Genomic DNA, 19057 nt, shown 5'->3' with positions numbered 1-19057 from the left:
GTTGCCCGAACAGGCTCCCGCGGCGGCAGCCGTCGCGCTCCAGCACGTGACGAAGGCATTCGATCAGATGCGCGCCGTGCAGGACATCGATCTCGAACTCGCCCCCGGCGAGTTCTTCGCACTGCTGGGGCCCTCGGGCTGCGGCAAGACCACGACGCTGCGCATGGTCGGCGGCTTCGAGCTGCCCACGCAGGGCCGCATCCTTCTGGACGGCGCCGACGTCACGATGCTGCCGCCGCACCGGCGTGATGTGAACACGGTCTTCCAGTCGTATGCGCTCTTCCCGCACATGACCGTCGCCGACAACGTCGCGTTCGGCCTGCGCCGCAAGGGCGTCGCCGCGGGCGAGGCACGCAAGCGGGCCGAGCGCATGCTGGGACTGGTCGGCCTCGATGGCTTCGCCAAGCGGCGCCCGCACCAGCTCTCGGGCGGTCAGCAGCAGCGCGTGGCGCTGGCGCGCGCCCTCGTCAACGAGCCCAAGGTGCTGCTGCTCGACGAGCCGATGGGGGCCCTCGACGCCAAGATCCGCAAGTCGATGCAGATCGAGCTCAAGCGCATCCAGCAGGAGGTGGGCATCACCTTCCTCTACGTCACGCACGACCAGAACGAGGCCATGTCGATGGCCGACCGGCTCGCGGTCATGAACGGCGGGCGCATCGAAGACATCGGCGCGCCGCAGCGGGTGTACGACAAGCCGCAGACCCAGTTCGTCGCCGAGTTCCTCGGCACCTGCAACATCCTGCCGGCGGAGATCGGGGATGCCGGAGACCTGCGCCTCCCCGACGGCACGGCCGTGCACACCAGCGACGACGATCGCGGACAGATCGTCGCCCGCGACGCGCGGATCGGCCTGCGCCCCGAGAAGCTCGTCGTCACGCGCGGCGATGGGGACGGCGCCGTCAACCGCGTGCGCGGCGTCGTGAAGACGGCGACCTACCTCGGCGCGAGCACCGAGTACGAGGTCGAGACCGGCTGGGGCGGCGTGCTGAAGGCCTTCGCCCAGAACCTCGACCCGTCGCAGCGCGCGCGTCCGGGTGAGGGCGTCACGGTGTCGTGGGACCCGAGCCACGCCTTCCTGCTGCCGTCGGTCGCCGAGAGCGCCGGCGCGGCCGCCCCCGTCACGCACACCGTGGGGACGGTGGCCCGATGACACCCACCGATCCGGCGCTGATGCGCGGACTGACGCAGGCGCGCCTGTCGCGGCGCACGCTCCTGCGGGGAGCGGTGACGGGCCTGGGCGCCATGGCGATGGCGGCGACCCTGGCCGGCTGCGGCATCAAGGGCTCGGATGCCGGCCAGGCCGCACGGAACATCGACTGGAAGGCGTTCTGGGCGTCGCAGAAGAAGACCGGGCACCTCGACTTCGCGAACTGGCCGCTGTACATCGACCAGGACAAGGGCAAGATCCCCTCGCTGGAGATGTTCACGAAGGCGACCGGCATCAAGGTCAACTATCAGGCCGTCATCCAGAACAACGCGCCCTTCTATGCGACCATCGCCCCGCAGCTGCGGGCGCAGCAGTCGATCGGCTACGACATCATCGTGATGACGAACGGCTGGGAGGTCACCGAGCTCATCAACAACGGCTTCGTCATGGAGCTCGACCATTCGCGCCTGCCGAACTTCGCGAAGTACGCGGCCGACAACGTGAAGAACCCGCCGTATGACCCGAACAACGCGCACTCGGTGGTGTGGCAGTCGGGCTTCACCGGCCTCGCGTACAACAAGAAGCTCGCACCGAAGAAGGTGACCAGCTTCCAGGACCTGCTCGACCCCGCCTTCGCCGGTCACGTCGGAATGATGAACGACAACACCGAACTGGGCGGGGCGGGGCTGCTGGCCACCGGCGTCAAACCCGTCGACTCGACCCCCGACGACTGGCGGCGCGCCGCCGAATGGCTGATCAAGGCGCGGTCGAACGTCTCGGGCTACTACGACCAGAGCTACATCGACAAGCTGCAGAACGGCGACACCTGGGTCTCGCAGGCCTGGTCGGGCGACATCTTCCAGGCGCAGGCCAACGGCGCCACCGACATCGAGTTCGTGGTCCCCGAAGAGGGGCAGGCCATCTGGCACGACAACATGATGATCCCGATGCAGGCGCAGCATCCCGTCGATGCCCTCGAGTGGATGAACTTCTACTACACGCCCGAGATCGCCGGGATCGTCGAGGACTGGGTGAACTACATCTGCCCGGTCCCCGACGCGAAGCAGTACATCGCCGACGAGCTCGAGGATCCCGACGTCTCGGACAGCCCGCTGGTCTTCCCGACGGCCGACATGGAGGCGCGCAGCAACGAGCTGTACGTGTTCAAGAACTACGACGAGTACGAACTCTGGAACTCCATCTTCAACCCGGTGATCCAATCATGACCGCTCTCGCTCCCACCGCCCCCGCGCCCACGTCGACGCCGCCGACGAACCTGCGCGCCCGTGTGCGCCGCAATCCCGCACCGTATCTGCTCGCGCTCGCCGGCGCCGCATGGCTGCTCGTGCTCTTCGTCATCCCGCTCATCTCGGGGCTGGCGGTGTCGCTGATGACCGGCAACCCGCAGGAGGGCTACACCTTCACCTGGAACTGGGGCGTGTACGGGCAGCTGTTCGGCCCGGGGGCGAGTACGCCCTACTGGCTGTTCCTCGGACGAGGGATCTTCTACGGCGTGATGGCCACCATCGTCACGATCCTCGTCGGCTACCCGATGGCGTACTTCATCGCGTTCCGCGCCCGCCCGGAGTGGAAGAACGCCCTCCTGCTGCTGGTGATGCTGAGCTTCCTCGTGTCGTTCATCATCCGCACCGACATGTGGGCGTTCCTGCTCAGCGACCAGGGCCCGGTCCTGACGGTGCTGCGCGGCATCCACCTCGTCGGCAAGGACTTCCACATCCTCGGCACCAACGCCGCCGTCATCGGCGGGCTCGCGTACAACGACCTCGCGTTCATGGTGCTGCCGATCTATGTGGCGCTCGAACGGATCGACCCGCGCCTCATCGAGGCGTCGGCCGACCTGTACGGCAAGAAGCCGGCGACGTTCTTCCACACCGTGCTGCCGCTGACCCGCTCGGGGATCTTCGCGGGCATCCTGCTCGTGTTCATCGACAGCGCGGGCGACCCGGTCAGCCCGTCGCTGCTGGGCGGCACCCACACGTACACGATCGGTCAGGCCATTCAGGACGCGTACCTGACCAACCAGCAGTACAACGTCGCGGCCGCGCTGTCGACGGTGCTGATGATCGTGCTCGGCGTCATCCTGTTCGCGTACGCCCGGATCGCGGGCACCGACAACATCGAGGACCTGGTATGAGCACCGCGACCTCCGCCCCCGCCGCCGTCGCGGCGCCCACCGCCCCGCCGAAGAAGCGCAAGGGGCCCTGGCTGCCGATCTTCTTCTGGGTGTTCCTGGTGATCACGCTGCTGCCGATCATCACGATGATCGTCTACAGCTTCAACGACACCCCGACCAGCCGCATCACGTTCCGCTGGCACGGCTTCACGACCTACTGGTATCAGAACCTCACGCAGGTGCAGGGCCTGCCCGAGGCGTTCCTGCTGTCGGTCGTGATCGCGCTGCTGTCGGCGATCATCTCGATCGCCCTGGGCGTGCCGCTGGCCATGGCGCTGGAGCGCTACAAGTTCTGGGGCAAGAGCGCCCTGTCGACGACCGTGTTCGCCGACATCGCGGCTCCCTCGATCGTCGTGGGCGCGGCATCCCTGTCGTTCTTCCTCTCCAGCAACATCACGCTCGGCTTCTGGACCGTGCTGCTCGTGCACGTCACGTTCTGCCTCGCCTATGTGGTCGTCGTGGTGCGGGCGCGGCTGTCGGGGTCGGGCATGGTGCTCGAGCAGGCCGCGGCCGACCTGGGAGCGACGCCGCTGGTCGCGTTCACGAAGGTGACGCTGCCGCTGCTGGTGCCCGGCATGATCGCCGCGGGTGCTCTGGCTCTCGCCATGTCGATCGACGACTACGTCATCACGAGCTTCGTCGCGGGCCCCGCCGTGACGTTCCCGCTGTTCGTGTACGGCGCGGCCAAGGTAGGCCTGCCGCCGCAGGTGCTGTGCTTCGGCACGATCATCTTCGTGATCGGCCTGCTCGTCATGCTGCTGAACAGCTGGATCACCCGCCGCGGCCAGCGCTGACGCATAGGCGAGTCATAACCTCAGCCGCCTAGAATCGACACTCGTGGCACCTTCTTCCCGCACGACGCAGAACCGCAAGCGCCGCCCCGGCGGAAACCCGGCGAAGCCGCCGGTGCGCAGCATCCCGCGCCCGACCCTCGGCGACTGGATCGGCGCCGCCCGCCTGCGCACGCTGCCGCTGGCGATCACTCCCGTGCTCATCGGCACGGGCGCGGCGCACGTGGTCGACATCCGGTTCCACTGGGTGCTCGCGCTCGGCTGCCTGCTGGTCGCGGTGCTGCTGCAGATCGGCGTGAACTTCTCGAACGACTACTCCGACGGCGTGCGCGGCACCGACGACCACCGCGTCGGCCCCGCGCGGCTCACGGCGTCGGGCCGCGTGTCGTCGCGCACCGTGCTCATCGTGGCGTTCGTGTTCTTCGGCCTGGCGGCACTGGTGGGGTTGGCCCTCGTCATCCGCACGCAGCAGTGGTGGATGCTGGCGGTCGGCGCCGTCTGCATCGTCGCCGCGTGGTTCTACACCGGTGGCAAGCGCCCCTACGGCTACAATGCCCTCGGCGAAGTGTTCGTGTTCGTCTTCTTCGGCCTGGTCGCCACGGTCGGCACGACGTGGATCCAGGTGCAGGCGGCTCCGCAGGAGGCCTGGTTCGGGGGAGTGGGAGCAGGGTTCCTCGCGGTCGCGGTGCTGCTGGCCAACAACCTGCGCGACATCGAGCAGGACAAGGCCGCCGGCAAGAAGACCCTGTCGGTGCTGATCGGCAAGCGCGGCACGCAGATCTTCTTCACCGTCTGCATCGTGCTGGCCTTCGCGGTGGCGGCGTTCCTGGCGCTGTTCTACACGATCGCGTGGCTGGTGATGATGGCGCTGCTGGGGGCGATCCCCGCGCTGCTCATCGTCTGGATGTACCGCGAGCCGCGCGAACTCGTGACCGCGCTGAGCGTGACCTCGCTCACGTCGGTCGCCTACGGGGCCCTGCTGATGTGGGCGTTCTTCGGCTGACCCGCGTCAGGCGTCGGGCTGCTCGGTGCTCGACTCGCGGGCCGCGTCGTTCGCGGCATCCTCGATCTCGGTGTCGTGCTGGGCTGCGGTCTGCGGCTTCTCGGCGCGCTGAGCGCGACGTTCGGCGAGGCCCTGCGACACGTCGTCGAGCGGGCGGCGCAGGAAGATGACCGACAGCGAGATGCCGATCAGCGCCGCGAAGAGGAGCGCGATCCAGTACATCTCGCGGAAGATCGGGAAGAGCATCATGATCCCCAGCGGCACCAGGAACGCCAGCAGACGCAGCACCGAATAGAGGACGGCAGACCGGATCTTCACGCCCACCAGTCTACGTGCGGACTCTGGGCGCAAGCCCGGCTCGTTCCCTGCTGCGCGGCTTAGGATGAGGGCATGGTCGTCCGCGTCCTCCTGATCCTCGCCCTGGCGGCGGTGATCTTCTGGGTGTTCAGCATCGTGGATGCCGCCGTGCAGCCCCCGGCGCGCCATCGCGGCGTGAGCAAGCCGGTGTGGGTCGTGCTGGTCATCGTGTTCCCGGTCGTCGGCGGAGTGCTGTGGTTCGCCGTCGGCCGGGTCTCCGCGCGCCAGTCGCGCGTGATCGCGCCCGACGACGACGCCGACTTCCTGCGCGGACTCGGTGGCTCGACGCCCTCTCGGCCCGCGGCTGCCGGCCCGTCGGCGGCCGACCGGCGCGCGCAGGCCGAGCAGGACGAGCGCATCCGCCAGCTCGAGCAGGAGCTCGCCCGCCTCGACGATGACGACGACCCCTCGCACGGCTCGCACCGTGCGCACTGAGCCGCCCGCGTCGCCCGCGTCCGACGCCGCCGTCGCCCTGCTCACGCGCCTGGTCGACGGCGGTCTGCGCCACATCGTGCTCAGCCCCGGCTCGCGCTCGCAGGCGCTCGCGCTGGTCGCAGCCTCGCTCGAACGCCGCGGCGAGATCAGCCTGCACGTGCGCATCGACGAGCGCGTGGCGGGCTTCACCGCGCTGGGCATCGGACGGGAATCCGGGATGCCGGCGGCCGTGGTCTGCACCTCGGGCACCGCGACCGCGAACCTGCTGCCGGCGGTGATGGAGGCCGACCATGCCGGCGTGCCGCTGCTGCTGCTGACCGCCGACCGGCCGGGTGAGCTGCGCGGCATCGGCGCCAACCAGACCACGCGCCAGACCGGCATGTTCGCCGCGCATGCGCGCGCGAGCATGGAGCTCGACACCCCGGCCGGCGCCGCAGGCGAGCTCAACGCCGTGCGCGCGGCGGCCGATGTGGCGGTGGATGCCGCGCTCGGCCGCGGCGCGGCGCTCGGGGCGCCGCGTGGTCCGGTGCACCTGAACCTGCCGTACCGCGAGCCGTTGTCCGGCCCGTTCGGCCTGCCCGAGGCCGCGACGATCGCCGAGACCGAGGAGTCCCGCCGAGACCGGGGCCGTCGCCCTGGGTCTCAGCAGGAATCCCTTGTTTCGGCGACAGCGGGTGCGGCGGCAGAGGGCGCGGCGACCACCCTCGCGCGCGGTCCCCGCACGCTCGTCGTGGCGGGCGCCGACGCGGGAGCTGCCGCCGAGCAGCTCGCCCACGAGGGCGGCTGGCCGCTGATCGCCGAGGTCGTCAGCGGCTCACGCTTCGGGCGCAACCTCGCGCACGGCTACCGCGCGCTGCTGCGCGACCCCGACCTGGGCGGTCGTGTCGAGCGCGTCGCCGTCTTCGGGCACCCCACGCTCTCGCGCGAGGTGACGGCGCTCCTGCAGCGCACCGATCTCGACGTGATCGCGGTCGACGGGCCGGGGGAGCGACTCAACCTCAACGCGCGCACCGCGACCGCGGCATCCCTCGCCGTCGAACCCGGCGAGACCGACCGCGACTGGCTCGGAGACTGGATGCGCGCCTCGCACGCGGCGCGGGTCGACGTCGATCCGCCCGCGCCCGACCTCGCCGGCATGGCGTCGGCCGTGCCCGCCGAGCACCTCGCCGCCATCGACGCCGAGGTTGCGGCGCTGCGCACCCCGCTCACCCGCGAGCTGCTCGTCGACGCCGTCTGGCGGGCGACGTGGCCGCACGACCGGCTCGTGTTCGGCTCGTCGCGACTGGTGCGGGTGGCCGACGGCATCGTTCCGGGCAAGAAGGTGCCCGTGCACGCGAACCGGGGCCTGGCGGGCATCGACGGGACGATCGCGACCGCCACCGGTGTGGCGCTGGCGAGCACCGACCCGGGCACCACGCGCGTGCTGCTCGGCGACCTCACGCTGCTGCACGATGTGGGTGCCCTTCTGCTGCCCGACGACGAGCCCGCCCCGCGGCTGCAGGTGATCGTCGGCAACGACGGCGGCGGCACGATCTTCGACGGCCTCGAGGTCGCGTCCAGCGCCGGCGACGACGCGATGCGGCGGGTGATGTACACGCCGCAGCAGGTCGATCTGGGCGCGCTCGCCGCAGCGTACGGCTGGGAGTTCCAACGGGTCACGACCCGCTCGGCGCTCGACCAGGCACTGAGCGCGGTGACCGCGCGTCCGGTGATCGTCGAAGTTCCTCTGGACCGGTGACCGCCGCCCCGACATGATGGGCATGTGACACCGAAAAGCCAGAAGCACTGGACCGGCGACGTCGGGGAGTTGCTGCGGGTCGGCAAGGGATTCCGGCTCGACCGCGTCGACGCGAACGACACCCCCGGGTACGGGCGCCGCAAGCGCGACTCGACCGACGACCTCGTCTCGGGCGCTGACGAGCTCAGCGAGCTGCAGGAGCGGCTGTTCGCGGCGTCGGATTCGTCGGATGCCGCAGTCCTCCTCGTGCTGCAGGCCATGGACACCGCGGGCAAGGGCGGCATCATCCGGCACGTCGTCGGCTCGGTCGACCCACAGGGCGTGCAGCTCGCGGCCTTCAAGAAGCCGACCGACGAGGAGCTCGCCCACGACTTCCTCTGGCGCATCCGCGCGCACGTTCCCGAGCCCGGCAAGATCGGCGTCTTCGACCGCTCGCACTACGAGGACGTGCTCATCGGCAAGGTGCGCGAGCTGGCTCCCGCCGACGAGATCGAGCGCCGCTACGGTGCGATCATCGACTTCGAGAAGGAGCTGACCGACGCCGGCGTCCGCATCGTCAAGGTCATGCTGCACATCTCGCCGAGCGAGCAGCGCGACCGGCTCGAAGAGCGGCTCGACCGCCCCGACAAGCAGTGGAAGTACCGGCCCGGAGACGTCGACGAGCGGATGCTGTGGCCGGCGTACATGGACGCCTACCAGACCGTCTTCGACCGCACCTCGACGCCGAACGCGCCCTGGTACGTCGTGCCGGCGAACCGCAAGTGGTATGCGCGCCTGGCCGTGCAGTCGCTGCTGCTGGGCGCACTGCTCGACATCGATCCGCGCTGGCCCGCACCCGACTACGACGTGGCGGCCGAGCGCGAGCGGCTGCTCGCCAGCTGATGGCGGCGGTGCGGATCGGCGACCGTCAGGTGTACGCGGAGGTCGCCGGTGCCGGCGAGCCCGTCCTGCTGCTGCACGGCGGCTTCGGCTCGATCGAGGCGGTGCGCACGCTGTTCGAGGCGCTGGCGCAGACCCACCGGGTGCACGCCTACGAACGGCCCGGGCACGGGCGCACGCCCGACGTGCCGGGGGAGTACGACTACCGCCGTGATGTCGACGACGCGCGCGCGTTCCTCGATGAGCAGGAGGTGGATGCCGCGCACCTCGTCGGCTACAGCGACGGCGGTGTGATCGCCCTGCTGCTCGCCCTCGCACACCCCGACCGGGTGCTCTCGGTGACGGCCATCGGCGCGAACCTGGACGCCACCGCCTTCGCCGACACGGTGCCCGACGGCATCCCGATCCTGCCTCCGCCCGAGCCGCGCGCCGACGATCCGGATCGCGAGAGGCAGTGGTATGCCCGGCTCTCGCCCGACGGCCCTGCACACGCCGACATCGTGCTGGCGAAGCTGCAGCGGCTGTGGGCGAAGGGGCCGGAGATCGCCCCGGCCGACCTCGAAGCGATCACCGCACCGACGCTGGTGGTCTCGGCCGATCGCGACACCATCCGGGTCGATCACAGCCTGCTGATCGCGGCATCCATCCCGCGTGCACAGCTGTGCATCGTGCCCGGGGCGACGCACGACCTGCTCGCCGAGCGCCCGGCGCTGATCGCGACCGTGGTCACCGACTTCCTGGCCGAGGCCCGCTCACGCGCGTGAGCGGCGCAGCAGCCACACGAAGTAGGGCGCTCCGATCAGGGCGATCGCGAGCCCCGCGGGGATCTGCGCCGGTGCTATCAGCGTGCGCCCGAGGGTGTCGGCGATGACCACGAGCAGCCCGCCCAGCAGCATCGCGACGGGGATGACGCGGCTGTGGCGTCCGCCGACCAGGGCTCGCGCGAGGTGCGGCGCCACGAGTCCGACGAAGCCGACCACGCCGACCGCGACGACGCTGAGCGCGGCCAGGACCGCGGCGACCGCGAGCAGCGACAGCCGCGTGCGCTCGAGCCGCATGCCCAGCAGACGCGGGGTGTCGTCGTCGACGGTGACGAGGTCGAGGTGGCGCCGCAGGCCGATCAGCAGGGGCGTCGCGAGCAACAGCCCCACGGCGACCGGAGCGACGTCTTCGAACGTGCGGCCGTAGGTCGTGCCCGACAGCCAGGTGAAGATGCGCGGGGTGTCCCACGGGTCGGCGCGCAGCAGCAGGAACGTCGTCAAGGCGCTCAGGCCGTAGCCGCAGCCGATGCCGATGAGCACGAACCGGTCCGGCAGCAGCCCGCCGCGCCAAGCCAGCGCGGCGATGAGCGCGAACGTGGCGAGTCCCGCGGCGACCGCGAACGTCACCAGCAGCGGGCGCCCGCCGCCCAGCAGCGTCACGACGATGACGGCGCCCAGGCCCGCACCGGCTGTGATCCCGAGGATGCCGGGCTCGGCGAGCGGATTGCGCACGGTCGACTGCACGACGCAGCCGGCAAGGGCCAGGGCGGCCCCGGCGAGCACGGCGGCGGCGACCCGCGGTGCGCGCTCGTCGAGGGCGTAGGCGACGAGGTCGGGCGCGGTGCCCTGCAGCCACACGACGATGTCGCCCGTGCGCAGCCACAGGGTGCCGGCGAGCAGTCCCGCGACCGCCGCGGCCGCCAGGAGCACGGCGGCGACGATCGCGATGACGATCGACCGGCGGCGCGAGTGCGCGCCGATGCGCACGTGCGGCGGCTGCCGCACACCGCCGGCGTCGCGCAGCCGCAGGGCGAGCACGACGATCAGCACGGCACCGAGGATCGCGGTGGGAACACCGGTGGGGATGGATGCCGCGCCCTCGGCGCCGAGCACGGCGCGCAGCCCCGCATCGGCCAGGAGCACGAGCAGGGCCCCGAGCAGGCCGGACGTCGGCAGCAGGAACACGTGCGCGCGCAGGGCGCGTACGCGGGCGGAGAGCAGGCGGGCGACGACCGGGGCGCCGAGGCCGACGAACGCGATGGGGCCGGCGAGGGTCACCGCGATGCCCGACAGCAGCACGGCGCACAGCACGGCGATGGTGCGCGTCGACCGCAGCGGGACGCCGAGGGATGCCGCGGTGTCGTCGCCGAGGCCGAGCACATCGAGGCGGCGGCTGAGCAGCATCCCGACCGTCGTCACCACGATGATGAACGGGATCGCCCGCATCGACGCGTCAATGTTCAGCTGCGCGAGCGACCCGCTGCCCCACGCGTAGAGCCCGGTCGTGTTCGTCTGGAAGAGGATGAGCAGCATCGAGCTCACGGCGTCGAGTGCCATCGCGATCGCGGTGCCGGCCAGGATGAGCCGGGTGGTCGAGGTGCCCGAGGCGGTGCCGGCGACGCCGAGGACGAGGGCGGCGGCGAGCAGTCCGCCGAGGAACGCGACCGCGCCCGATGCCCACAGCGGGACGGCGATGCCGAACGCCGCGACGACGACGAGCGCGAAGTACGACCCGGCCGTGACCGCGAGGGTATCGGGCGAGGCCAGGACGTTGCGGGTGATCGACTGCAGGAGCGCGCCGGCCACGCCCAGTGCGACGCCCACGCCGATGCCGGCCAGCAGCCGGGGCAGGCGCGAGCCGGTCAGGATGTCGGAGACGGGCACGCCGCCCACGCTCTCGCGGGCACCGCCGGCGAAGCGGACGAGATCCCACAGGCCGATCCCCGAGGTGCCCTGCGTGACGTGCCACATGCCGACGACGACGACCGCGGCGGCCAGCGCGAGGAGGACGCCGGCACCGCCCGCACCGCGGCCGAGGCCGAGGCGGGGCGGTGCCGTGCGAGCGGTCGTCTGGTCCACTCAGCCCTGGTTCGCTGCGCTGAGCGCGTCGACGTACGCGTCGATGGCCTGCTCGCACGAGCGCGGTCCGCCCGCGCCCCAGACGCCCGACGGGAACGCGTGCGCGCGGCCCTCCTTGACGGCGGGCAGCGAGGTGAAGATGGAGTTCTTCTTCAGCTCGGTCACATAGCTGTCGGGGGTGTCGTCGTCGGAGTAGAAGAGGTTCGCCGAGCCGACGGCGGTGAGACCCTCGATATCGGTCTGGGCGAGACCGTAGGCGGGGTCGACGCCGCCGTCGCCGTACGCGGAGTTGATCTCGTCGGTCCACGCGGCGGTCAGGCCCAGCTCTTCACCGAGTGCGGTGAACAGCGACCCCGTGCTGTACGGGCGGATGACGACGTTGCCGCCCTCGATCCATCCGTCGAAGAACAGGAAGTCGGTCGTGGCGAGCGTCGCGTCGGCGAGCTGCGCCTTCGCCTTCGCCAGGTGCGCGTCGAACTCGTCGAGCACCTGCGCGGCGCGATCGGTGCGGCCGGTGGCCGTGGCGATCATCGAGAAGACGTCCTTCATGTTGCCGATCGGGTCGGCGCCGTCGGCGCCGAGCGTGGCCAGCACCGGCACGTCGCGCTTCTCGAGCTGCTTCAGCGTGTCGTCGTCGGCGCTGAACGCCTCGACGATGATGAGGTCGGGCTTGGCCGCGTACAGGGCGTCGAGATCGGGCTCGCCGCGGGTGCCGATGTCGGTCACGCCCTCGGGCAGCGTCTCCGCCGTGTCGTAGACGGCGTAGCCGGCCGCATCGGAGACGGCGACCGGGGTGACGCACAGGGTCAGGGCGTCTTCGATCTGCTGCCACTCGAGCACGGCGACCCGCTTCGCGGGCGCGTCGAGCGTCACCGTGCGGCCGACGCCGTCGGTGAGGGTCACCGGCCCGGTGGCGGTGGTCGTGGTGTCGTCGGCGCAGCTCGCCGAGGTCGCGTCGGCGGCGGCGCTCGGCGTCGTGTCGGCGACCTGCGTCGTGCCGCACGCGGCAAGGCCGCCGGCGACGACGAGCAGTGCCGCCGCGACCGACGCGAGACGGAGGGGACGGATCATGAGGATTCCTCTCTGGTGGGGGAAGCCGAAGAGCGGGCGGAGTGCCGGCCCTGCGGATCGATGCGGATCCGTCCCGTCGCGGGGTCTGCGGTGACCTCGACGGGGATGTCGTAGACGGTGCTGATGTTCGCGGCCGTGAGAACGGCGAGCGGGGTCCCCGTGGCGTGGATGCCGCCCGCGTGCAGCAGCACGACGGTGTCGGCGATGCGCGCGGCGTGGTCGAGGTCGTGCAGCACGATGCCGACGGCGGCGCCGTGCACATCCGCGAGGTCGCGGACCAGATCGAGCGTCTCCATCTGGTAGCGCAGGTCGAGGTGGTTCGTCGGCTCGTCGAGCAGGACGACGCGGGTGTTCTGGGCGAGGCAGGCGGCCAGCCACACGCGCTGCATCTCGCCGCCGGAGAGCTCGCCGGCCGGGCGCTCGGCCATCGTGCGGATGCCCGTGACCTCCATGGCATCCGCGATGTGCCGGCGGTCCTCGGCGCTCAGCCCGGCGAATCCGCGGCGGTGCGGGTGCCGACCGAACGCGACGACGTCGCCGACCGACAGGCCCTGCGGGGCGGGCCGCGACTGCGCGAACAACGTCACCTCGCGCGCGAACTGCCGGCCGTTCAGCAGCGAGGCCGGGCGCGGCATCCCGCCCTCGTCACCCAGCAGGATCTCGCCGGCGCTGATCCGGTGCAGCCGGGCCAGCGAGCGCAGCAGCGTCGATTTGCCGCTGCCGTTGGGACCCACGAGGGCCGTGATGCGGCCGGGCTCCAGGGCGATCGACACGCCCTCGACGACGGTCTCCCGGCCGTACCGCAGGGTGAGGCTCTCGCCGCGCAGGGCGGCGGAGGGCGTGGAGGTCATGGCTGTTCCGAGGGGGAGAGGAGGGGATGCGGCGGCCCGTGCGCTCAGTACACCAGAGCCATAGGTAAGGGTTGCCTTGCCTTAGGTACGGTACTCGGCCGCCGAAACGTCGGCAATCCGGTCTGGCCGACAGTCAGTACGGGGAATCGGACACGTTGCCGGCGAAGACGCCCGGTGTGGTGCCCATGACGCGGCGGAATGCCGCGATGAACGTGCTGGGCTGCGCGTAGCCGAGCCGGTCGGAGGTCTCGCCGACATCGCATCCGGTCGACAGCAGGCGCAGCGCGTGGTGCACGCGCAGCGCCTGCCGCCACTGCACGAACGACAGACCGGTGGTGCGGCGGAAGACGCGGGTGACCGTGCGCTCGCTCAGGTCGACGACCCGAGCCCAGTCGTCGAGGGAGCGCGGGTCGCCGGGGTCCGCCACCAGCGCCCGGGCGATGGGGTCGATCCGCGCGTCGCCGGGCAGCCGCAGCGTGAACTGCTGCGCGGCGGGGCGCAGCACGTCGAAGACGACGGCCTCGGCACGCGCGCGGGCCCGGTCGTCGAGGTCGTCGCCCTCGAGATGCGCGAGCAGCGCCGCGAGCACCGCCGTCATCTCGATGATCGTCGGACCGTCGAAGGCGACCGGGGTGCGGTCGGGGGCGAACAGGGCATCGTGCAGCACGGCGTCGGCGGTCAGGCGCCCCGCGTGCACGACGCCGGCGGGCAGCCAGAGGCCGTGGCCCGGTGGCACCGTGAAGAGGAGGTCGTCGACGCGGGTGGTCATGGTGCCGCCCCGCACCCACACCAGCTCGTGCCGGTCGTGGGCATGCGGCATCCACTCGAGCGGGACGGGCGCGACATCCGATTCGGAGACGATCGCGAACGGCGCCGTCGTGGGCGGGTCACCGGCCAGCACGACGGTGCCGGGCTCGCGCGTCCACGCGCCCCGTCTGCCGTCGCCGCGCCCGCGCATCACCGCGTCAGGGGAGAAGCGGCCCGACCGAGACCATCACGCACAGGGCGAGGATGATCACCATCGACGCCCGGAACATCCGATGCGACCATGCGACGACGTCGCTCGCGCGCAGACCCGCGATCGCCAGCGCGATCCAGGCGAGACCGAGCAGGCCCATGACGATCGTGTACGTCCAGCCGACGTGGCCGAACAGCGGTAGCAGCATCGACGACGCCACGTACAGCACCGTGTAGACGAGGATCTCCCACGTCGTGCGGCGGTTGCCGCGCACCACGCTGATCACCGGTACGCCCGCGCGCGCGTACTCTTCGCGGCGGTAGATGGCGATGGAGTAGAACTCGGGCTCCTGCCAGAAGAACACCATGAGGAACACCGCGAGGCCGGCCATGTCGAAGCGGCCGGATGCCGCGAGGTACCCGCCGAGGATGGGGGCCGCGCCCGAGATCGAGCCCACGAGGGTGCCGTGCACAGACATGCGCTTGGAGAGGGCGCCGTAGAACCACACGTAGACGATGAAGCCGCCGACGCCCGTGGCCACGACGAGCCAGTTCGTCGTCGCGATCAGCAGCGCCACGCCCAGCACGCCCAGCACGATCGAGAAGACCGTGGCGGGGGTCTTGCCGACCGCTCCGGTGACCGTCGCACGGGTGCTCGTGCGCTGCATGAGGGTGTCGATGTCGCGGTCGAGCACGTTGTTGAGCACGCACGCCGAGGCGATGACCAGCGTGCTGCCGACGACGACCCCGACGAACACGCGCCAGTCGAACCCGAAGGCCGCGGCGGCGAGGAAGTACCCGGCGAACGTCGTGAGGACGTTGCCGTAGAGCACTCCCGGCTTGGTCAGGGAGTAATAACGGGTGATGGTGCTCAGAACGCCCGGGCGCACGGCCCGTGCCGCCAAGGCGGCGTCGCGTCCGAGGCGAGGCGACGTGCCGCTGTGGCTCATGGCTCCTCAATCGGCCTGGACTTTCAGCATCCATTCTACGGGACGCGCCGCACCGGCCGGCCCGCGCCCGGCGCTCAGGCCAGGGCGTCGACGATCGGGCGGAACTTGACCCGGGTCTCGAGCAGCTCGGCCTCGGGCTCGCTGCCCGCGACGATCCCGGCGCCGGCGTGGGCTGCGACCGGGATGACGCCGCCCACGGCCTCCGGCTCGAACTGCGCGCAGCGCAGGGCGATCGCCCACTCGCCGTCGCCCGCGTCGTCGACCCATCCCACCGGCCCGGCATAACGGCGCCGGTCGAACGGCTCGATGCGGCGGATCGCCTCGATCGCCGCCGCGGTCGGGGTGCCGGCGACCGCCGCCGTGGGATGCAGTGCCGAGACGAGGTCGAGCGAGGTCGAGCCGTCCGACAGGGTGCCGGCGATGTCGGTGGCCAGGTGCCACACGTTCGGCAGCTCGAGGGTGAACGGCGCGTCGTCGGCCGCCAACGTCGTCGTGTGCGGGGTCAACGCCTCGACGACGCTGTGCACGGCGTACGAGTGCTCGTCGAGGTTCTTGGCGCTGGCGGCGAGGGTGGCGCGGGCCGCGGCATCCTCTTCGGCATCCGCGCCGCGTGCGAACGTGCCGGCCAGCACGCGCGCCGTGACGCGGCCGCGGCGGGCGGTGACGAGCGTCTCGGGGCTCGCGCCGACCAGGCCGTCGACGGCGAACGTCCACGTGTCGGGGTAGCCGGCGGCCAGCTCGTGCGGCAGGCGGCGCAGGTCGGACCCCTCGGGGATCGTCCCGACGATGTCGCGGGCGAGCACGACCTTGCCGACCTCGCCGTCGGCGATGGCGTCGAGCCCCGCGCGGACGGCCGCCTCATACCCGTCGGGATCGAGGGCGCCGGGGCCCAGGGTGGCGGACCAGTACGGTCCGTAGGGGATCGGCGCGGTCGCGGCATCCTCTTCCTGATCGTCGTGGAGGTGGATGCCGGTGGCCCAGGTGCGCCCGTCGCGCCGGCCGATCACCAGCGCCGGGACGATGATCGAGCTCGACGCCGCCGAGCGCTCGTCGAAGGTGAGGGCGCCGAAGCCGATGAGGCCGGTGCCGGGCAGCTGCACCTCGTCGTCGATCTCGGCGTCGGCGCACAGATCGGTCCAGGCGCGGGCCAGAGCGGCGGTGCGCGGTTCGGGCGACGACGCGTCGACGTCCAGGCGCAGCACGACGCCGCGCCCCACCATGCCCTCGCCGCGGCGCAGCCAGACCAGCGGGGTCTTCGGGTCGGTGTATTCGAGAAGGTCGTCGACGGGGTCGATCTCGCGCGTGTGCACGCGCAAGCGGGCAGGGGCGGATCCGGTCACGGCGTCCAGCCTATTCCGCGTCGCGGGGCGCTCTTCCCGAGTAGCGTCGGACGGGTGACCATCGCGCAGCGCCCCGAGCCGGGCACCCGCATCGTGTTCCGCTGGCGCAAGTGGGACGGCTCGCCGCACTGGGAGCACGACGGCGTCTACCTCGGGTCGGACGAGTGGGGCGACTGGGTCGGCCAGCCGACGGGATGGCGCAGCCACCGGCCCGGCCGGCAGTTCACCGCCGAGTCGCCGAACGTGACGCTCATCACGTCAGACCCGACGTGGGCCGGCACCTTCTACGGCGGCATGCATCCGCGCCAGGTGCGCATCTACATCGACATCGCGTGGGACGTGGAATGGACCGGCAGTGAGCCCACCGCGATCGACATGGACCTCGACGTGGTCCGCTGCGACGACGAGCGCGGCATCTGGATCGACGACGAGGACGAGTGGGACGAGCACCGCGCCCTCTACGGCTACCCGGCCGACGTCCAGGCGATGCTGATCGCCAAGGCCGCCGAGCTGAAGGCCCAGGTCGCGGCCGAGACGGCGCCCTTCGACGACGCGACCGCGCAGCGCTGGCTCGACCGTCTGGCCGGGTGGCACCCAGGCGACGCGGCCTAGACTCGACGGGTGAGCACCGAGCCCAATCGCGCCGATCTCGGCAAGGACCCCGCACGCGTCAGCGGCATGTTCGACCAGGTCGCCGGCGGCTATGACCGCACGAACACCGTGCTCAGCCTCGGCAACGACAAGCTGTGGCGGGTGGCCACGACCCGCGCGGTCGCGCCGCGGCCCGGCCAGCGCATCCTCGACCTCGCCGCCGGAACGGGCGCCAGCTCGGTGAGTCTCGCGCGCAGCGGCGCCGAGGTGGTCGCGGCCGACTTCTCGCCCGGCATGATCGCCGAGGGCAGGCGCCGGCACGGCGGCATCCCGAATCTCACCTTCGAGCAGGCCGACGCGACCGCTCTGCCGTTCGACGACGACGCGTTCGACACCGTCACGATCTCGTTCGGCCTGCGCAACGTCGTCGAGCCCCGCAAGGCGCTCGCCGAGATGCGCCGGGTCACCAAGCCCGGCGGACGGATCATCATCTGCGAGTTCTCGCACCCGACCTCGAAGGCGTTCGCGGGCCTGTACGGCTTCTACAACAACCGCGTTCTGCCGGTGGCGGCCAAGGCCGTGAGCACGAACGCCGAAGCGTACGACTACCTCAACGAGTCGATCCGCGACTGGCCCGATCAGCCGACGCTGGCGAGCTGGATGCGGCAGGCCGGCTGGAGCGAGGTCGCCTGGCGCAACCTCACGTTCGGCATCGTGGCGCTGCATCGCGCCGTGAACCCCCGATGACGTCGGGGGAGTGCCGCGCGGGGCAGGTAGGCTGGAACGCGTGACTGGGCGTCCCTTCGTGCCGGGCTCGCGTGTGGCGAGCCGCCTCGGCCTCACGGAACGGGTCTTCGCCGGTGCGAAATCCCGCAGGCTGCTGCGCACCGTCGAAGACGGTCTGACGCGCGTCGAGGAGGATCTCGCTCGCGAGCTGCGCATGAGCGATCCGCTCGTCGACGCGACCAGCCGCTACCTCTACGAGGCCGGCGGCAAGCGCGTGCGGCCGATGCTCGTGCTGCTGACCTGCCAGCTCGGCGACGGGGTCAGCCCCGAGGTCGTGCAGGCGGCGACCGCGCTCGAGCTCACCCACCTCGGCTCGCTCTACCACGACGACGTCATGGACGATGCGGACGTGCGCCGCGGCGTGCCCGCCGCGCAGGCCGTGTGGGGCAACAACATCGCGATCCTCACCGGCGACCTGCTGTTCGCCCGGGCCAGCCAGATCATGGCGCGGCTCGGCGAGGGCGCGATCCGCCTGCAGGCCGACACCTTCGAGCGCCTCGTGCTCGGGCAGATGCACGAGACCATCGGCGCGCAGCCGGGCGACGACCCGGTGGGCTTCTACCTGCAGGTGCTCAAGGACAAGACCGGCTCGCTGATCGCCGCGGCCGCCCAGTCGGGCATCATCTTCGGCAACGCGCCCGTCGCGTACCGCCAGCCCATGTACGACTTCGGCGAGAAGGCGGGCGTCGCCTTCCAGCTGCTCGACGACGTCATCGACCTCAGCGCCGACCCGGGCGAGACGGGCAAGGTGCCGGGCACCGACCTGCGCGCGGGCGTGCCGACGATGCCGTACCTGCTGCTGGGGGAGCGGGAGGATGCCGGATCCACCGCCCTGCGAAAGCAGATCGACGATGGGGTCGCCGAGATCGCCGCGGGCGCCGACCCGTCGATCCTCGACGGCGCACTGGCCGCACTGCGCGACCACGAGGCGACCGCGCAGACCCGGCGCTTGGCGCACGACTGGTCGCGCGATGCGGTCGCCTCGCTCGACCCGATTCCCGACGGCCCGGTGCGCGACGGACTCGTGCGTTTCGCCGACGCCGTCGCCGATCGCAGCAGCTGACCGCCGCGGCATCGCCGCCGCGCGTCTGGGCTGCGCCGCGGCATCCGCTCTCGGAAAGGACCTC

General features: G+C 71.4%; 19 protein-coding genes. 12 read left to right on the top strand and 7 right to left on the bottom strand.

Annotation, left to right across the window (positions count from 1 at the left end):
* Position 1: 1 nt before the first annotated feature.
* The 5 genes from ABMQ42_RS15990 to ABMQ42_RS15970 are packed head-to-tail and all read left to right on the top strand — an operon-like array spanning position 2 to position 5135.
* Positions 2–1150: an ABC transporter ATP-binding protein gene (locus tag ABMQ42_RS15990; protein WP_349723998.1), complete on the top strand. Its 1149-nt coding sequence runs from the start codon at positions 2–4 to the stop codon at positions 1148–1150.
* Complete coding sequence (locus tag ABMQ42_RS15985; RefSeq protein ID WP_349723997.1) at positions 1147–2373, top strand: ABC transporter substrate-binding protein; 1227 nt, start codon at positions 1147–1149, stop codon at positions 2371–2373. Before ABMQ42_RS15990 ends, ABMQ42_RS15985 begins: the two co-directional genes overlap by 4 nt.
* The gene (locus tag ABMQ42_RS15980) at positions 2370–3302 is read left to right on the top strand and encodes an ABC transporter permease (protein WP_349723996.1); all 933 of its coding nucleotides are present in this window, start codon (positions 2370–2372) and stop codon (positions 3300–3302) included. Before ABMQ42_RS15985 ends, ABMQ42_RS15980 begins: the two co-directional genes overlap by 4 nt.
* On the top strand, positions 3299–4135 hold the full coding sequence (locus tag ABMQ42_RS15975) for an ABC transporter permease (protein ID WP_349723995.1): 837 nt from the start codon (positions 3299–3301) through the stop codon (positions 4133–4135). The genes ABMQ42_RS15980 and ABMQ42_RS15975 overlap by 4 nt, the downstream gene beginning before the upstream one ends.
* A 43-nt stretch (positions 4136–4178) precedes the next feature.
* Positions 4179–5135 (top strand): 1,4-dihydroxy-2-naphthoate polyprenyltransferase, encoded by a 957-nt coding sequence (locus ABMQ42_RS15970; protein ID WP_349723994.1) that lies wholly within the window; start codon positions 4179–4181, stop codon positions 5133–5135.
* 6 nt (positions 5136–5141) lie between these two features.
* On the opposite strand, the gene ABMQ42_RS15965 is transcribed toward ABMQ42_RS15970, so the two are convergent.
* Positions 5142–5453 (bottom strand): DUF4229 domain-containing protein, encoded by a 312-nt coding sequence (locus tag ABMQ42_RS15965; RefSeq protein ID WP_349723993.1) that lies wholly within the window; start codon positions 5451–5453, stop codon positions 5142–5144.
* 72 nt (positions 5454–5525) lie between these two features.
* Here ABMQ42_RS15965 and ABMQ42_RS15960 point away from each other — a divergent pair, with 72 nt between their 5' ends.
* From ABMQ42_RS15960 to ABMQ42_RS15945, 4 genes are read left to right on the top strand one after another with little or no spacing between them, the layout of a single operon-like run.
* Positions 5526–5927, top strand: coding sequence for a PLDc N-terminal domain-containing protein (locus ABMQ42_RS15960; protein ID WP_349723992.1), 402 nt, complete (start codon positions 5526–5528; stop codon positions 5925–5927).
* On the top strand, positions 5887–7665 hold the full coding sequence (gene menD, locus ABMQ42_RS15955; protein WP_349723991.1) for a 2-succinyl-5-enolpyruvyl-6-hydroxy-3-cyclohexene-1-carboxylic-acid synthase: 1779 nt from the start codon (positions 5887–5889) through the stop codon (positions 7663–7665). The genes ABMQ42_RS15960 and menD overlap by 41 nt, the downstream gene beginning before the upstream one ends.
* Before the next feature lie 24 nt (positions 7666–7689).
* Positions 7690–8547, top strand: a complete 858-nt coding sequence (locus ABMQ42_RS15950) for a PPK2 family polyphosphate kinase (protein WP_349723990.1) — start codon at positions 7690–7692, stop codon at positions 8545–8547.
* Entirely contained in the window at positions 8547–9308 is a 762-nt protein-coding gene (locus ABMQ42_RS15945) for an alpha/beta fold hydrolase (protein ID WP_349723989.1), read from the top strand. The genes ABMQ42_RS15950 and ABMQ42_RS15945 overlap by 1 nt, the downstream gene beginning before the upstream one ends.
* Here ABMQ42_RS15945 and ABMQ42_RS15940 read toward each other — a convergent pair.
* The 6 genes from ABMQ42_RS15940 to ABMQ42_RS15915 all read right to left on the bottom strand — a co-directional run bounded on the left by ABMQ42_RS15940 (position 9297) and on the right by ABMQ42_RS15915 (position 16553).
* Positions 9297–11384, bottom strand: coding sequence for an iron ABC transporter permease (locus tag ABMQ42_RS15940; protein ID WP_349723988.1), 2088 nt, complete (start codon positions 11382–11384; stop codon positions 9297–9299). The two genes, ABMQ42_RS15945 and ABMQ42_RS15940, sit on opposite strands and share 12 nt — an antisense overlap.
* Positions 11385–12455: an iron-siderophore ABC transporter substrate-binding protein gene (locus ABMQ42_RS15935; RefSeq protein ID WP_349723987.1), complete on the bottom strand. Its 1071-nt coding sequence runs from the start codon at positions 12453–12455 to the stop codon at positions 11385–11387.
* Positions 12452–13306 carry an ABC transporter ATP-binding protein gene (locus ABMQ42_RS15930; protein ID WP_349723986.1) on the bottom strand — a complete coding sequence of 285 codons (855 nt, stop codon included), beginning with the start codon at positions 13304–13306 and terminating at the stop codon, positions 12452–12454. The genes ABMQ42_RS15935 and ABMQ42_RS15930 overlap by 4 nt, the downstream gene beginning before the upstream one ends.
* Positions 13307–13439: 133 nt before the next feature.
* Positions 13440–14264 (bottom strand): helix-turn-helix domain-containing protein, encoded by an 825-nt coding sequence (locus ABMQ42_RS15925; protein ID WP_349724226.1) that lies wholly within the window; start codon positions 14262–14264, stop codon positions 13440–13442.
* A gap of 7 nt (positions 14265–14271) precedes the next feature.
* The gene (gene cyoE, locus ABMQ42_RS15920) at positions 14272–15213 is read right to left on the bottom strand and encodes a heme o synthase (protein WP_349723985.1); all 942 of its coding nucleotides are present in this window, start codon (positions 15211–15213) and stop codon (positions 14272–14274) included.
* A gap of 74 nt (positions 15214–15287) precedes the next feature.
* Positions 15288–16553: an isochorismate synthase gene (locus ABMQ42_RS15915; RefSeq protein ID WP_349723984.1), complete on the bottom strand. Its 1266-nt coding sequence runs from the start codon at positions 16551–16553 to the stop codon at positions 15288–15290.
* A gap of 54 nt (positions 16554–16607) precedes the next feature.
* Between ABMQ42_RS15915 and ABMQ42_RS15910 the strand changes: the two genes are divergently transcribed.
* From ABMQ42_RS15910 to ABMQ42_RS15900, 3 genes are all read left to right on the top strand, one after another.
* Positions 16608–17165 carry a DUF402 domain-containing protein gene (locus ABMQ42_RS15910; RefSeq protein WP_349723983.1) on the top strand — a complete coding sequence of 186 codons (558 nt, stop codon included), beginning with the start codon at positions 16608–16610 and terminating at the stop codon, positions 17163–17165.
* A 66-nt stretch (positions 17166–17231) separates the two neighbouring features.
* Positions 17232–17891, top strand: coding sequence for a class I SAM-dependent methyltransferase (locus ABMQ42_RS15905; RefSeq protein ID WP_502884757.1), 660 nt, complete (start codon positions 17232–17234; stop codon positions 17889–17891).
* 40 nt (positions 17892–17931) lie between these two features.
* Positions 17932–18993, top strand: coding sequence for a polyprenyl synthetase family protein (locus tag ABMQ42_RS15900; protein WP_349723981.1), 1062 nt, complete (start codon positions 17932–17934; stop codon positions 18991–18993).
* Positions 18994–19057 lie beyond the last annotated feature (64 nt).

This window comes from Microbacterium sp. KR10-403, assembly GCF_040196215.1.
Taxonomy (GTDB): domain Bacteria; phylum Actinomycetota; class Actinomycetes; order Actinomycetales; family Microbacteriaceae; genus Microbacterium.
The sequence above is the reverse complement of the archived record's forward strand: the minus strand, read 5'-3'. Positions and strand labels throughout refer to the sequence as shown.

Bases quoted from the DNA above. Each gene is read 5' to 3' on its own strand.
- ABMQ42_RS15985 (WP_349723997.1), top strand. From the start codon at position 1,147: ATGACACCCACCGATCCGGCGCTGATGCGCGGACTGACGCAGGCGCGC.
- ABMQ42_RS15980 (WP_349723996.1), top strand. From the start codon at position 2,370: ATGACCGCTCTCGCTCCCACCGCCCCCGCGCCCACGTCGACGCCGCCG.
- ABMQ42_RS15975 (WP_349723995.1), top strand. From the start codon at position 3,299: ATGAGCACCGCGACCTCCGCCCCCGCCGCCGTCGCGGCGCCCACCGCC.
- ABMQ42_RS15960 (WP_349723992.1), top strand. From the start codon at position 5,526: ATGGTCGTCCGCGTCCTCCTGATCCTCGCCCTGGCGGCGGTGATCTTC.
- menD (WP_349723991.1), top strand. From the start codon at position 5,887: ATGACGACGACCCCTCGCACGGCTCGCACCGTGCGCACTGAGCCGCCC.
- ABMQ42_RS15945 (WP_349723989.1), top strand. From the start codon at position 8,547: ATGGCGGCGGTGCGGATCGGCGACCGTCAGGTGTACGCGGAGGTCGCC.
- ABMQ42_RS15935 (WP_349723987.1), bottom strand. From the start codon at position 12,455: ATGATCCGTCCCCTCCGTCTCGCGTCGGTCGCGGCGGCACTGCTCGTC.
- ABMQ42_RS15930 (WP_349723986.1), bottom strand. From the start codon at position 13,306: ATGACCTCCACGCCCTCCGCCGCCCTGCGCGGCGAGAGCCTCACCCTG.
- ABMQ42_RS15925 (WP_349724226.1), bottom strand. From the start codon at position 14,264: ATGCGCGGGCGCGGCGACGGCAGACGGGGCGCGTGGACGCGCGAGCCC.
- cyoE (WP_349723985.1), bottom strand. From the start codon at position 15,213: ATGAGCCACAGCGGCACGTCGCCTCGCCTCGGACGCGACGCCGCCTTG.
- ABMQ42_RS15905 (WP_502884757.1), top strand. From the start codon at position 17,232: ATGTTCGACCAGGTCGCCGGCGGCTATGACCGCACGAACACCGTGCTC.